Consider the following 11,592-nt stretch of genomic DNA (forward strand, 5'->3'; position numbering starts at 1 on the left):
CCACCTGCAAGAGGGGCAGAGATTTATTTCCCCTTCCACGTATTTGTTTGCTATGTCCTCGTATTTCTCTATCGTATTGATAAACTTTCTCTTCTTTGCCTTTTCTCCTTGACTCATTAAACTTTTAATCACTTCTCCGTAATTACTTATTTCGGAAAGACTAAACGTAGTGTGGTAAAGAACGAATCCTAGTTTTCCGCCGAACTTCCTTAAAAGCTCCTCTTCTACGTATTCCGAAAGCTCTTTTAATTTTTCATGAACATTTTCCTCGTAACCTATGACGGCTTGGAACTTTCCTCCACCTACGTATAGAAGATTTGTCCAAGGATACCCGAGTTCTCTTAGTATAAACCTACCCACAAGCTCGGGAAGAAATGAGAGAAATATACTTCTGCCTCTTAACCTTTTTGCTACTCCTTTTACATTCGTGATATCGTATAAGAACTTCTGTATACCGCTTATATCTCCTTCAAAAACTACAAGTTTTAACTTTTTTGCGAAGCTTTCCCTAAATCTATCGTCGTAATTTTGAAGAGTGTTTAAGTTTTCCTCGGTATACAAAGATGTTGCAAGAGCAGAAACAACCCTTGAGTGGTCAAAGAGAGATATGTCGGGATAATGGGAATGGTATTTATCTATGTCGTAAATGGAAGCAGGAACACACCAGGTGTATTTGTAAAGAACATGGTAAAAGTATGTTAGCTTCTCTTCAATACCGTTAAGCTCCTTTGAGCCGAGAGCTCTTTCAAATTTCTCCTTTAACTCCCTGTAAGTTCCGTAATAATACTCCCTCTCAACCTCTCTGTAATCTGTTGCTTCTTCGTAAAGTTTAGGGAAAATAGTCTCCTCATCTATTTTTAAAGGTGATAGTCTGTAAAACCAGTTTTTAGGAGTTTTACCTTTCCCTATGTCTATTATCTCAAATACAGGTCTCAATCTTTTGAACTCTTTTTTTGTTTCAACGTCTGAAAGTTTGCTTCTTTCGGTAGACGCATACCAATCAGCAAGCCTGAAAAGGGCCCTCAGATTGAACAAACTTTCCGGGGCTTCGGGACATTTCGCATGGGGTTTGTGGTGAAAGCAGGCGGAAAGTATAAAAGCCTTATCCTTTACATCTTGTATATCAAGCTTGTTAAGTATCTCTACAGATTTTTCATAACTTAAGTGCGCATGGGAGTATCCAAAACACTCGGTGTTACCTTTGAAATATCTCCCTTCCTCTTCGTAAGCCCTCTGATAGAACTTTCCTATGTCGTGGAGTAATCCGCCAAAAGCTATTAACGTTCTTTCTCTTCTCAACCTCCCCACCATGCATTATTATAACTTCCCTTTTTATGAATTTCTGACACCTTTTCTCCAAAAACCGGCATTCCTGACAAAAAAATCATAAAAATTTACTTAAGTTTGTGATTTTCTTGAAAATCAAGGGTTAAGGAATAGCCCTTTTTGGCTCCTTGACAACTGATAGGGAAATTTAACTCTCACTCTTGATTTTGTAAGGTTAGCAAGAAAGGTCTTGATTCTCAGCGATTCTCCGCAACGAGGGGTTTCGGAAGGCAAATCCTTAAATTTTCCCTACTGATTTTCAAGGGTAGATTTTAACCCTTGCAATGCCCTAAAGTAATTAAGGGATTGCGGCTTTTTACCCTCGTCGAATATTATCGTCCACCTATTTACTTTTTATGTTCTAAAATATTAGAATGCCGATAAAAACAATGGTCTACCTTGTTCCGGAAAAGCCGATAAGTTCGGAAATCCTAAAACCGGAAGTCATTCACGGTTTATTTTTTTTAATACCATATCGGGAAAGTTGGCGGAGTATCTTCACAAACCTTCAAAGATTAAGCCTTCCTCCCTATGGTATCCCTTTTTAAGGGAAAATTGAGAAACTTTATCTTGAGGTATCTTCCCTAGAAGATAAGATTTTCCCTCAATTTCTTTCCTCACATCTCCTTGAAAATAAAGAATTAAGATTAAACGGAATTAAGTTAAAGAAAGTTTTTAATCCAAACATTAAGGAAGAGTTCATTAGGTAATACAGAAGTATGTTTGAGAATGCTCCCGAAGAAAAGGTTATAGTGTTGGACTTTTTGACACCTACTAAATTCAAGAGGGAAGAGTTTGACCATCCTTTACCGGAGCCTAAGCTCGTTTTTAAAAGTTTGATAAGGAAATGGGTCAAGTTTTCCGATTACCCTATTGATGTTGATTTAAGGGAATATTAGAAAATGAAATCTTCGTTTCGGGCGCTTGGATTAGAACGACAAAAGTTGAGGTGGGAAGTGATGTAAAAATCACGGGATTTACGGGGAGGGTAGTTTTTTACGTAGATACGGAAGATAAAAAAATACTGAAATGGTTAAACGCTTTGGCTCGTTTCGGAGAGTTCTCGGGAGTCGGCAGGAAAACTACTATGGGATTCGGTAAGGTGAGGTTTGTGAATGGAAAATCGAAATAAATGGCTCCGGGGGAGGGACTCGAACCCCCAACCAGGTGGTTAACAGCCACCCGCTCTGCCGATTGAGCTACCCCGGATACCAATCACATATTATAGCTCTTTAATTTTTAGAAGTCAATATCAAGTTCCTCTTCTTCCTCTTGAGTATCAAGGATTTCGGATATATCCTCTTCTTGTTTTTCAACCTCTTCAACCTCAAGGTTTGAGAACTTAGTAAACTCCTTGACAAAAGCGAGTTTTATTATGTCAGTAGGTCCTTGTCTTTGCTTGGCTATTATGAGTTCCGCTATGCCTTGCTCTTCGGGAGAGGGTTTTTTCTTGTAGTAGTCCGGCCTGTGGAGAAAGAGAATGAGGTCCGCGTCCTGCTCTATCTGTCCTGATTCCCTTAAGTCAGCCAGCTGAGGTCTTTTATCGCTTCTTTTTTCAACCTCACGGGAGAGCTGAGCAAGTGCCATAACGGGAATACTGAGTTCCTTCGCGAGAGCTTTTAAGCTTCTTGATACTTCCGCAACTTCTTCCTGTCTTGATTGTTTCCTCACGGGAGGCCTTAAAAGCTGTAGGTAATCAACAGCTATGAACTCAACACCCTTCTCTTTTTTCAGTTTTCTGGCTCTTATCCTGAGGTCTGTCGTAGTGAGTGCAGGTGTATCGTCAAGAAACATTTCGTATTTTGAAAGCTCGAGAGCTGCAGCCTCCAGCTTTTTCATCTCTTCCCCTGATATCGTTCCGCTTCTTATCTTAAATAAAGGAATTTCGGAAATCATAGAGAGTAGTCTCATAACAAGCTGTTCTTTACTCATCTCAAGGGAGAATATGGCAACGGGTTTTTCCTCTTGGCTCGCTATGTTAAAGGCTATTGAAAGCATGAAGGCGGTTTTTCCCATACCGGGCCTTGCAGCGAGAATTATCAGGTCTCCGGGGTGAAACCCTGTTGTTCTTATGTCAAGCTCTATAAATCCCGAGGGAATTCCCGTAACTACTCTTTCAGAGTTCTTGAACTTATCTATGAGTTCTATAACTTTTTCCGCTACCTCTTTAACGTGGTAAAACTGTGTGGGTGTCGCACCTTCCGCTATGTTGAATATCTTCATCTGGGCGTCTTCTATAAGCGTGTAGAAGTCGCTTACCTCCCTGGCCTTATGTATCAGGTCTATACCGAGCTCTATTATAGCCCTTCTTGCGGATTTTTCCTTAACTATCTGACATACATGTTCAAGGGTTTCTGGACCAACAGCCTCGTCCATGAGCTCATCTATCCAGTCCGGGGGAAGTCTCGCTTCAAGGTTCTTTTTCCTTATGTAATCGTTCAGAACAACTACATCCCATTTATTTCCGTATTCATGCCAAAGGTCAAGTATCAGGGAAAAAAGGAGTTTATGGTCCTCGTTACAGAAGTCCTCCTCCCTCAGCTTTTCAAGAACTATGGGGATGTTCTCGGGGTCAACAATCATACTACCTAGGACGGCTCTTTCCGCGGACTCGTCACAGGGTAGTTTTTCCTGAAACTGCATTTTTTAAAATTTACTTCCTTACCGCAGTCACTTCTATTTCCACCTCAGCACCGAGGGGGAGCTCCTTTACACCAACGGTAACCCTTGCGGGTTTAACTTTTACGTCCTTAAAGTATTCTTCGTAAATCTCGTTCAACTCTTTAAATTTGGTTATATCGGTTAGGTAAATGTTAACCTTAACTATGTTTTCTCTTGAAATTCCCGCCTCTTCCAGAATTGCATCAAGGTTTTTAAATATCTGCTCAACCTGAGCCCTAAACCCCTCCCTCAACTTCCCGCTTTCGGGGTCTATCCCTATCTGTCCCGAAAGGAAAATAAATCCGTTTACCTCAACCGCTTGTGAGTAGGGACCAACAGGAGAGGGGGCCCTTCGGGTTCTTATCTCCCTCACTTTTTATCCTCCTCTATCTTTTCCTTAACGAAGTTAACAGCTTCCTCTATCGGGAGGTCCCATTTTTCACCGGTGTGTCTGCTTTGAACTTCTACCTTCCCTTCCTTTACCTTTTTACCTACCACTATTCTGTAAGGAAAGCCTACGAGGTCCGCATCCGCAAACTTGAACCCGGGAGTTTCATCCCTGTCGTCGTATATAACGTCTATACCTTTTTCCTCCGCCTCAAGGTATATCTTTTCAGCAATCTGTTTCATTTCCTCGTCTTTGGTGTTAAGAAGTATAACGTCAAGCTCAAAGGGTGCGACGGGTGTAGGCCACTTTATGCCTTTATCGTCGTGATACTGCTCAACGAGTGCGGAGAGAATTCTTGAGATGCCTATTCCGTAACATCCCATTATTATGGGCTTTTCTTTTCCGTCCCTGTCGGTGAAATAAGCCTTCATAGGTTCCGAATACCTCGTCCCGAGGAGGAATATATGTCCGAGCTCAAGTCCCCTTCTAACTTTAAGGGGTGAACCGCACTTGGGACATGGGTCTCCTTCCTTTACCTGAGCAACGTCAACAAACTCCCCGTATTCAAAATCTCTTCCGGGATTTACGTTTATATAGTGCCAGTCGGGTTCGTTCAGGGCAACTACCAAGTTTTTAACGCCGTAAAGGGAGTTATCCCAAAGAACTTTTATACCTTCAGGTAAGTTGAATATACCTATAAACCCCTTCTTAGTTCCGAGTAGCTTCTCAACCTCTTCGTCGATAGCCAGCCTGAAGCTATCCGTTCCGAGAACCTTCTCAAGCTTGTTCTCGTCTATCTCCCTGTCCCCCCTTATCAGGACAAGAACGGGCTTCTTGTCGTTAACCATATAGAGAACAGCTTTCATTATCTTTGAAGGGGAAACGTTCAGGAATTTTGAAAGCTCTTCAATGGTTTGAACGTTCGGTGTATGAACCTTCCGGAGTGGTTTTTCCTCTTCCTTTTCTTCTTGTGGCCTTGGTAGGCTAACTATCTCAGCATTTGCCGCGTATCCGCAGTTCTCGCAATACGCTACCTTAGCCTCTCCGTAATCGGTAAAGGCTATAAACTCGTGAGACATCTTTCCACCTATCTGTCCAACATCAGCCTCCGCCATTATTACGTTCAGCCTAAGTTTATTAAATATCCTCTGGTATGCGAACTTCATAGTTTCGTAGGAAATCATTGCGGACATCTCGTCTGTATCAAAGGAGTAGGCGTCTTTCATTATGAACTCTCTTGCCCTTATGAGTCCGAACCTTGGTCTTTTCTCATCTCTGAACTTTACCTGTATCTGGTAAAGAATTATCGGAAGCTGTCTGTATGAGCGAACAACCCTTCTCACCAGGTCCGTTACCTCCTCTTCGTGGGTAGGTCCGAGGCAGTACTCCCTTCCGTTCCTATCCTTAAGTTTGAAAAGTTCCTCCCCGTAGCTTTCCCATCTTCCCGTTTCTTCCCAAAGTTCCTTCGGGTTTAAAACCGTTAAAAGGAGTTCCTGAGCACCGCTTCTGTCCATTTCTTTCCTTACGATGTTTTCAACCTTTTTTAGAACCTTGTATGCAGGCGGAAGAAGCTCGTATATGCCCGCGGAAACCTGTTTTATAAATCCTGCTTTAAGGAGTAATCTATGGGAAGGTGCTTCAGCTTCCTTTGGTTCTTCCTTCTCGGTGTATAAAAAGTATCTGCTCCAACGCATGAAAATATTTTAAGTTATCTCTTCCTGCTCTTCGTAAAAGCTTTCTTTCCTCTCTACCTTTTTCTTAACCTCGGGGTGTGTAAAGAGCATAGTAAAGCAAAATACGGAAAGGGAGCATATAAGCATCCAGGAAAAGAGCATAAAGAGAAGTGCTTCTCCCTTCATACTATGCCTCCCTTAGGACTCTAAAGAACTTCTTCTTTCCGACCTTAACCTTTAGTTCTCCCTTTATCTCTATCTCCTCCTGAGGGTTTGTTATTTTCTCCCCGTTTATCTTGAGACCTCCACCCTGGATTATACGCTTTGCCTCGTTCCTTGAACTCGCACCTCCTATCTTTAGAAGAAAGTCCGCCGCCTTGAGTTTATCCTCTTTCAACTTAATGACGGGTGCGTCCTCGGGAAACTCCCTCCGGGAGAAGGTCTTCTCCCACCACTCCCTTGCCTCCTTTGCCTCTTTATCCGAGTGAAAGCGTTTTACTATTGTGTATGCAAGGAGTTTCTTTGACTCCATCGGGTGCATCTCTTTTTTGAACCTCTCTATATCTTCCTTAGTGTAGTCCGTAAGGAGCAAGAACCAGTCCCACATTATCTCGTCGGGTATGGACATAATCTTTGAAAACATGGTTTTGGGATCCTCGGTTATGCCTATGTAGTTTCCGTAAGACTTAGACATCTTTCTTACGCCGTCAATCCCAACGAGAAGGGGAAGGGTTATACACACCTGAGGTTCTTGACCGTATTCTCTCTGTATGTCCCTGCCTATGAGGAGGTTAAACTTCTGGTCTGTTCCGCCCAGCTCCACGTCCGCCTTTATGGCTACCGAGTCATAAGCCTGAAGGAGGGGGTATATGAACTCATGTATGTATATAGGTATACCTTCCTTAAAACGTTTTGAGAAGTCTTCCCTCTCAAGCATTCTCGCAACGGTGTATTTAGCACATAGTTCTATAAGCCCCTTTGTTCCGAGTTCCTCAAGCCACGTTGAGTTGAAAACTACCGTAGTCTTCTCGGGCAGAAGAACCTTAAAAACCTGGTGTTCATACGTTTTTGCGTTCTCAAGAACCTGTTCCCTTGAAAGTGGAGGCCTTGTCTCGTTCCTTCCGGTGGGGTCTCCTATCATCGCGGTGAAGTCCCCTATTATGAAATAAACTTCATGTCCAAGTTGTTGAAACTGTCTCAACTTCTGGAGTAAAACGACGTGTCCGAGGTGTAGGTCGGGAGCGGTTGGGTCAAATCCCGCTTTAACTCTCAGGGGTCTTCCCTCTTTGAGCTTCTTGAGTAGTTCCTCTTCCTCTATTATCTCAACCGTTCCCTCTTTTATGAGCTTTAGCTGTTCTTCGGGAGTCATATTTAAATATAGTAATCCAGAAGGACTATAATGAAGAAAGCTACACTTATCCAACCGTTTACCGTAAAGAAGGCCTTATTTATTTTTGATAAGTCGTTAGGCTTTATAAGACTGTGCTCGTAAACGAGAAATAGGGCTATCAGTATAAGACCGAGGAAGTATAAAAATCCGAGTTTTTCATGGTATAAGCCGAGGATGACAAGGGAAACGAAAGTTACAGTATGGAAAACTCTTGCGAACTTTATTGCCTTTTCTATGCCGTATTTAACGGGAATAGACTTTAGTCCTACCTCTTTGTCAAACTCGTAGTCCTGAAGGGCATAAAGAACGTCAAAGCCGGCAACCCAGGAGGCCATGGCTATACCGAGAACGAAAGCAGTGAACGAAATCCTTCCATTTAAGGCAACGTCAACCGCAATGGGTATGAGAAAATAAACGAGTCCTAAAACAAGATGGGGGTAATGGGTTATCCTCTTTGCCTGAGGATAAAACCAGAGTAGGAAGAGAACAACAGGGGATAGAAGGAAGGCGAGAAAGTTAAGCATAAGAGCGGAAAGCATGAATATAAGGCTACCTGCGAGGATAATTCTCCTTACCTCTTCCTTTGATACCTCTCCCTTTACCAAAGGCCAGTTTTTGGTTCTCGGGTTTAACCTATCGTATGGTTCGTCAATGAGTCTGTTTAGTGCCATTCCCACCGTTCTTGCACTAACGAGGGCTACCACAATCCAGAAGAGCTTCCAAAGTGATGGGAATTCTTCCGCAAGGATCAAGACACTTGCAAGAGCAAAGGGTAGGGCAAAGATGGTATGTTCAAACTTAACGAGTTCCGCATAAGTTTTTATTCTTTCCATTTATCTTAACTTTAGCATCGCAACCGCTACTATAGCAAGGAGAACGGAAACTATCCACATCCTTATGACGATTTTCGGCTCCGGGACTCCTGCAAGCTCAAGGTGGTGGTGGAAGGGAGCTCTACGGAATAGTCTCTTCCCCTTTGTCCACCTGAAGTAAATTACTTGAAGTATAACGCTAACCGTTTCAAATACAAAAACACCGGCGGCAACCGCAAAGATGAACTCGGACTTTATGAGCAGGGCTACGGTTCCGAGAGACGCTCCTATGCTGAGAGCTCCCACGTCCCCCATAAACATCTGTGCCGGAAATGAGTTAAACCATAAAAATCCTAAACCCACACCGACAAGGGCGAAACAGAACACAGTAAGCTCACCCGCGTAGGGAACGTAAGGAATGCCCAGGTATTTTGCTATTCCGTGGTGTCCAACCGCATAGGCAACAACCCCGAGGGCGGTAGCGGTAGTCATAGCGGGACCTATCGCAAGTCCGTCAAGCCCGTCCGTGAGGTTTACCGCATTTGCACTGCCAACAATAACGAAGACCGCGAAGGGAATGTAAAGAAGACCCAGGTCAAGGTATAAATCTTTAAAAAATGGAAAGTATAACCTTGTATCCAATCCCACCCATAGGTAGATGAGTAGGGATGTGAGGAACGCAAAAAGGAGCTGGGTTAAAAACTTTGCCTTTATACTTATCCCCTTCTTGTTTTTCAGCTTAACGTAATCGTCCCACAGGCCTATAAGTCCGAAGGAAAGTAGGGAAAAGAGGACAACCCATGTGTGTTTTACGTCCCATCTCATAAGAAAAAGAGAAGAAATTATAAGAACTATAAGAATAACTATTCCCCCCATTGTAGGGGTATATCTCTTGCTCCGGTGAGTTTCGGGCGTGTACTCCCTCACGTATCCCCCGAAAACCCCCTGAATTTTCTTTAACCTCTCTATAAAGGCTGGTGAGAGAAGAAGCGTTATGAAGAAAGCTATTAGCGTGGCTGTAAAAGAGCGAAAGGTTATGTATTTAAGGACGTTAAAGGCAAACCAGTAATCCCTTAGAATTAAGGCAAGATGGTATAACATTTCAGTTGCACCTGTTCCTGCTGAAAAGCCTGTCCAGTATTATGGCCACAGCGTTCCTTACAGAGAGGTGGTTCCAATCACCTGCTCCGTATATGGGTTCAAGTATGTAGTCAAAGGTGTTCATAAGGTCAGGGGGGATGCCGTGTCCCGTTCCGAAAACGATTAACCAGTCCCTATCTCTCTTTTCTATTTCTCTCTTTAGCTCCGAATACTTAACGGTGTTCGGATATTTTCTCGCATCCGTTCCAACAAGAACGGGCTTTCTCCCCCTTTCCCTTTCTATGTCTTCAATCACCTCGTCAAGGGTGTAAGCCAGTTTAACGAGCTGAACAATCTCGTACCTCGTTGGGTTTGCTTTTCTTCCCTCCTCCGAGAGCCAGTAGCTTATCTGTCTCTGGATAACAATCCTTTGGGCATCTATGGGTTGAACTATGTAATACCTGTTAATCTCGTAAGCCCTTGCCGGGCGTGCTATATCGTGGAGGTCCATAGTCGTAAAGGAGGTTACTATAATTTTCCCCTCCTTATCCATCGCAGGGTAGTGGAGAAGGGCTATAAAGACGTTATCGTTTTTCATAGAAATGGAATTATACTCCTATTTATGACCCTTATTATACTGCTTTCATACTTTTTCGCATTTATCACCTTTCTTCTTGCTAACTTTTCCCGGATAAGGGGTGTGTTAAAAGCTTCCTACGCATTTCTGGGAATAGGTTTTTCCCTTTACCTTTTTTCTCTCCTTTCGGAATATGTTAAGAGTAATACCTTTCCGGTAGGGGATATTTACGGAATGGTATCCTTTATAGGTAATCTATCGGTTTTAATATTCATACTTCTCTCAAGGAAATACGACTTTTCCCTATTCGGGGCTATAGTTTCCTTTATAGCTTTTCTCACTACGGTTTTTAACATCCCCTCAAGGTCTCTCGGTTTCTCAAACCCCCTTTATATTCTTCATATACTAAGTGCGGGGCTTTCTTACGTTTTTCTCATATTCGGGGGTTTTACTTCCTTTTCAAAGATAATTGTTGAAAGAAGTCTAAAGAAAGGGAATATTAAGCTTCCCTTTGCTCCCCTCAGGATTTTAAAAAAACTTGAGAAGAGCTTCATTATTTTGACCTTTGTAGGTTTAACGCTTACCCTTATATTCGGGAGTCTTTGGGCAAAAGCATACCTCGGTATCCACTGGGTAAATGACCCGAAACTTCTCGCCACCCTCATTTTATGGATTTATTACGCTTTTCTCTCCCATATGTATCTCATAAAGGCTTTTAAACCTTCTCAGATTTCTTCTTTATCTCTTCTGGGAACCTTTCTAGGGTTAATAGCACTTCTCTTTTTCAGGCACTCCTTTTAATATCTTCAAGTTTCCTAGCTGCTGCCATCAACACAGCCTCAGCCACAACTTCCCCATTTACCTTAGCGACCCCCTTCATCTTTGAAAGAACCTTTTTAAGGGATATTACCTCAAGCTCAAGTATTAACTGGTCTCCGGGGTAAACGGGTTTTTTAAACCTAGCACCATCTATTCCGGCAAAAACTACCGCATATTTTCCTATCTCAAGGTTAAGGGACTTTATCATGAGTATTCCGCCGACCTGTGCCATCGCCTCAAGTATGTAAACACCGGGAAAGAGGGGAAATCCGGGAAAGTGTCCTTGAAATACCGGCTCGTTAACGCTTACATTCTTAAGTCCCACTATCCTTTTTCCCTCTTCTATTTCAAGAATTCTGTCAACGAGGAGTATGGGATACCTGTGGGGCAAGATATTCATTATCTCCTGAATATCCATAAAGACATTTTAACATTTTTTTATGGTCCTGCCTCCCTTAATTCCCGCCCTTTTTCTCAGAAGGCTTAACCGCTTTGTGGGAGAGGTCCTCCTGGAAGGAAGAGTTAAAAAAGCTCTCATAAAGAATACGGGAGAGAATGCCGAAATAGGGGGATGAGGGAATAGATATATGGGCAGATAGAGAGGATGAGCTAAAGTGCGGATGGATACATGAGACTTTCGGAAGCAGGAATGTAGTGGAAAGGTTCTTTAGACATTTAAAAATGAAAACTTTTTACAAACGTTTTCCTCATTCATTAAATCCTTCTTCCCTAAAACCCAAACTCGGCATTTTCGGAAATACCTTCCCGATAAAACAACTATTTCGGAAAACTTTATATCAACTCTTATCAATATCTCAACTCAGAAAAAAATACTGCAAGATTGGTTGAAAAACCCTAAGCTTATA

The 11,592-nt window shown here is 42.5% G+C and carries 14 protein-coding genes and 1 tRNA gene; 4 read left to right on the forward strand and 11 right to left on the reverse strand.

The genetic code is table 11. From position 1 onward, the window contains the following. Positions 1 to 1,311 (reverse strand): type III-A CRISPR-associated protein Cas10/Csm1 (gene cas10, locus ACWB1W_RS00460; protein ID WP_479369427.1); only part of this gene is annotated, 1,311 nt, incomplete at its 3' end. Between the two features lie 734 nt (positions 1,312 to 2,045). On the opposite strand from cas10, the gene cas6 (ACWB1W_RS00465) reads away from it, so the two are divergent. Next, on the forward strand, positions 2,046 to 2,225 hold the full coding sequence (cas6, locus tag ACWB1W_RS00465) for a CRISPR system precrRNA processing endoribonuclease RAMP protein Cas6 (RefSeq protein WP_479369428.1): 180 nt from the start codon (positions 2,046 to 2,048) through the stop codon (positions 2,223 to 2,225). A 50-nt stretch (positions 2,226 to 2,275) separates the two neighbouring features. Beyond that, positions 2,276 to 2,458 carry a CRISPR system precrRNA processing endoribonuclease RAMP protein Cas6 gene (cas6, locus tag ACWB1W_RS00470; RefSeq protein WP_479369429.1) on the forward strand — a complete coding sequence of 61 codons (183 nt, stop codon included), beginning with the start codon at positions 2,276 to 2,278 and terminating at the stop codon, positions 2,456 to 2,458. Between the two features lies 1 nt (position 2,459). On the opposite strand, the gene ACWB1W_RS00475 is transcribed toward cas6 (ACWB1W_RS00470), so the two are convergent. The 9 genes from ACWB1W_RS00475 to ACWB1W_RS00515 all read right to left on the reverse strand — a co-directional run bounded on the left by ACWB1W_RS00475 (position 2,460) and on the right by ACWB1W_RS00515 (position 9,928). Continuing rightward, positions 2,460 to 2,535: transfer RNA gene (locus tag ACWB1W_RS00475), tRNA-Asn, on the reverse strand. A 30-nt stretch (positions 2,536 to 2,565) separates the two neighbouring features. Beyond that, positions 2,566 to 3,969, reverse strand: a complete 1,404-nt coding sequence (gene dnaB / locus ACWB1W_RS00480; protein ID WP_479369430.1) for a replicative DNA helicase — start codon at positions 3,967 to 3,969, stop codon at positions 2,566 to 2,568. Positions 3,970 to 3,979: 10 nt separating this feature from the next. Next, positions 3,980 to 4,360 carry a RidA family protein gene (locus ACWB1W_RS00485; RefSeq protein WP_479369431.1) on the reverse strand — a complete coding sequence of 127 codons (381 nt, stop codon included), beginning with the start codon at positions 4,358 to 4,360 and terminating at the stop codon, positions 3,980 to 3,982. Beyond that, positions 4,357 to 6,069, reverse strand: coding sequence for a proline--tRNA ligase (locus ACWB1W_RS00490; RefSeq protein WP_479369432.1), 1,713 nt, complete (start codon positions 6,067 to 6,069; stop codon positions 4,357 to 4,359). The genes ACWB1W_RS00485 and ACWB1W_RS00490 overlap by 4 nt, the downstream gene beginning before the upstream one ends. A 9-nt stretch (positions 6,070 to 6,078) precedes the next feature. After that, on the reverse strand, positions 6,079 to 6,234 hold the full coding sequence (locus ACWB1W_RS00495; protein ID WP_479369433.1) for a hypothetical protein: 156 nt from the start codon (positions 6,232 to 6,234) through the stop codon (positions 6,079 to 6,081). Position 6,235: 1 nt separating this feature from the next. Next, the gene (gene tyrS / locus ACWB1W_RS00500) at positions 6,236 to 7,417 is read right to left on the reverse strand and encodes a tyrosine--tRNA ligase (RefSeq protein ID WP_479369434.1); all 1,182 of its coding nucleotides are present in this window, start codon (positions 7,415 to 7,417) and stop codon (positions 6,236 to 6,238) included. A gap of 2 nt (positions 7,418 to 7,419) precedes the next feature. Continuing rightward, the gene (locus ACWB1W_RS00505) at positions 7,420 to 8,271 is read right to left on the reverse strand and encodes a UbiA-like polyprenyltransferase (RefSeq protein ID WP_479369435.1); all 852 of its coding nucleotides are present in this window, start codon (positions 8,269 to 8,271) and stop codon (positions 7,420 to 7,422) included. Further along, positions 8,272 to 9,351, reverse strand: a complete 1,080-nt coding sequence (gene mraY, locus ACWB1W_RS00510) for a phospho-N-acetylmuramoyl-pentapeptide-transferase (RefSeq protein ID WP_479369436.1) — start codon at positions 9,349 to 9,351, stop codon at positions 8,272 to 8,274. A gap of 1 nt (position 9,352) precedes the next feature. Continuing rightward, complete coding sequence (locus ACWB1W_RS00515; RefSeq protein WP_479369437.1) at positions 9,353 to 9,928, reverse strand: RNA methyltransferase; 576 nt, start codon at positions 9,926 to 9,928, stop codon at positions 9,353 to 9,355. Between the two features lie 24 nt (positions 9,929 to 9,952). Here ACWB1W_RS00515 and ccsA point away from each other — a divergent pair, with 24 nt between their 5' ends. Next, complete coding sequence (ccsA, locus tag ACWB1W_RS00520; RefSeq protein ID WP_479369438.1) at positions 9,953 to 10,708, forward strand: cytochrome c biogenesis protein CcsA; 756 nt, start codon at positions 9,953 to 9,955, stop codon at positions 10,706 to 10,708. Here ccsA and fabZ read toward each other — a convergent pair. Then, positions 10,692 to 11,144 carry a 3-hydroxyacyl-ACP dehydratase FabZ gene (fabZ, locus tag ACWB1W_RS00525; protein WP_479369439.1) on the reverse strand — a complete coding sequence of 151 codons (453 nt, stop codon included), beginning with the start codon at positions 11,142 to 11,144 and terminating at the stop codon, positions 10,692 to 10,694. The genes ccsA and fabZ overlap by 17 nt on opposite strands. 22 nt (positions 11,145 to 11,166) lie before the next feature. Here fabZ and ACWB1W_RS00530 point away from each other — a divergent pair, with 22 nt between their 5' ends. After that, positions 11,167 to 11,301 carry a hypothetical protein gene (locus ACWB1W_RS00530; RefSeq protein WP_479369440.1) on the forward strand — a complete coding sequence of 45 codons (135 nt, stop codon included), beginning with the start codon at positions 11,167 to 11,169 and terminating at the stop codon, positions 11,299 to 11,301. The last annotated feature ends 291 nt before the right edge of the window (positions 11,302 to 11,592 follow it).

The sequence above is a fragment of the Aquifex sp. genome (assembly GCF_056494385.1).

What these genes read in the sequence shown, in the direction of transcription:
- cas6 (WP_479369428.1), top strand. Translation starts at nt 2,046, where the DNA reads ATGTTTGAGAATGCTCCCGAAGAAAAGGTTATAGTGTTGGACTTTTTG.
- ACWB1W_RS00515 (WP_479369437.1), bottom strand. Translation starts at nt 9,928, where the DNA reads ATGAAAAACGATAACGTCTTTATAGCCCTTCTCCACTACCCTGCGATG.
- ACWB1W_RS00505 (WP_479369435.1), bottom strand. Translation starts at nt 8,271, where the DNA reads ATGGAAAGAATAAAAACTTATGCGGAACTCGTTAAGTTTGAACATACC.
- ccsA (WP_479369438.1), top strand. Translation starts at nt 9,953, where the DNA reads ATGACCCTTATTATACTGCTTTCATACTTTTTCGCATTTATCACCTTT.
- ACWB1W_RS00495 (WP_479369433.1), bottom strand. Translation starts at nt 6,234, where the DNA reads ATGAAGGGAGAAGCACTTCTCTTTATGCTCTTTTCCTGGATGCTTATA.
- ACWB1W_RS00490 (WP_479369432.1), bottom strand. Translation starts at nt 6,069, where the DNA reads ATGCGTTGGAGCAGATACTTTTTATACACCGAGAAGGAAGAACCAAAG.
- mraY (WP_479369436.1), bottom strand. Translation starts at nt 9,351, where the DNA reads ATGTTATACCATCTTGCCTTAATTCTAAGGGATTACTGGTTTGCCTTT.
- ACWB1W_RS00530 (WP_479369440.1), top strand. Translation starts at nt 11,167, where the DNA reads ATGGTCCTGCCTCCCTTAATTCCCGCCCTTTTTCTCAGAAGGCTTAAC.
- fabZ (WP_479369439.1), bottom strand. Translation starts at nt 11,144, where the DNA reads ATGGATATTCAGGAGATAATGAATATCTTGCCCCACAGGTATCCCATA.
- dnaB (WP_479369430.1), bottom strand. Translation starts at nt 3,969, where the DNA reads ATGCAGTTTCAGGAAAAACTACCCTGTGACGAGTCCGCGGAAAGAGCC.
- tyrS (WP_479369434.1), bottom strand. Translation starts at nt 7,417, where the DNA reads ATGACTCCCGAAGAACAGCTAAAGCTCATAAAAGAGGGAACGGTTGAG.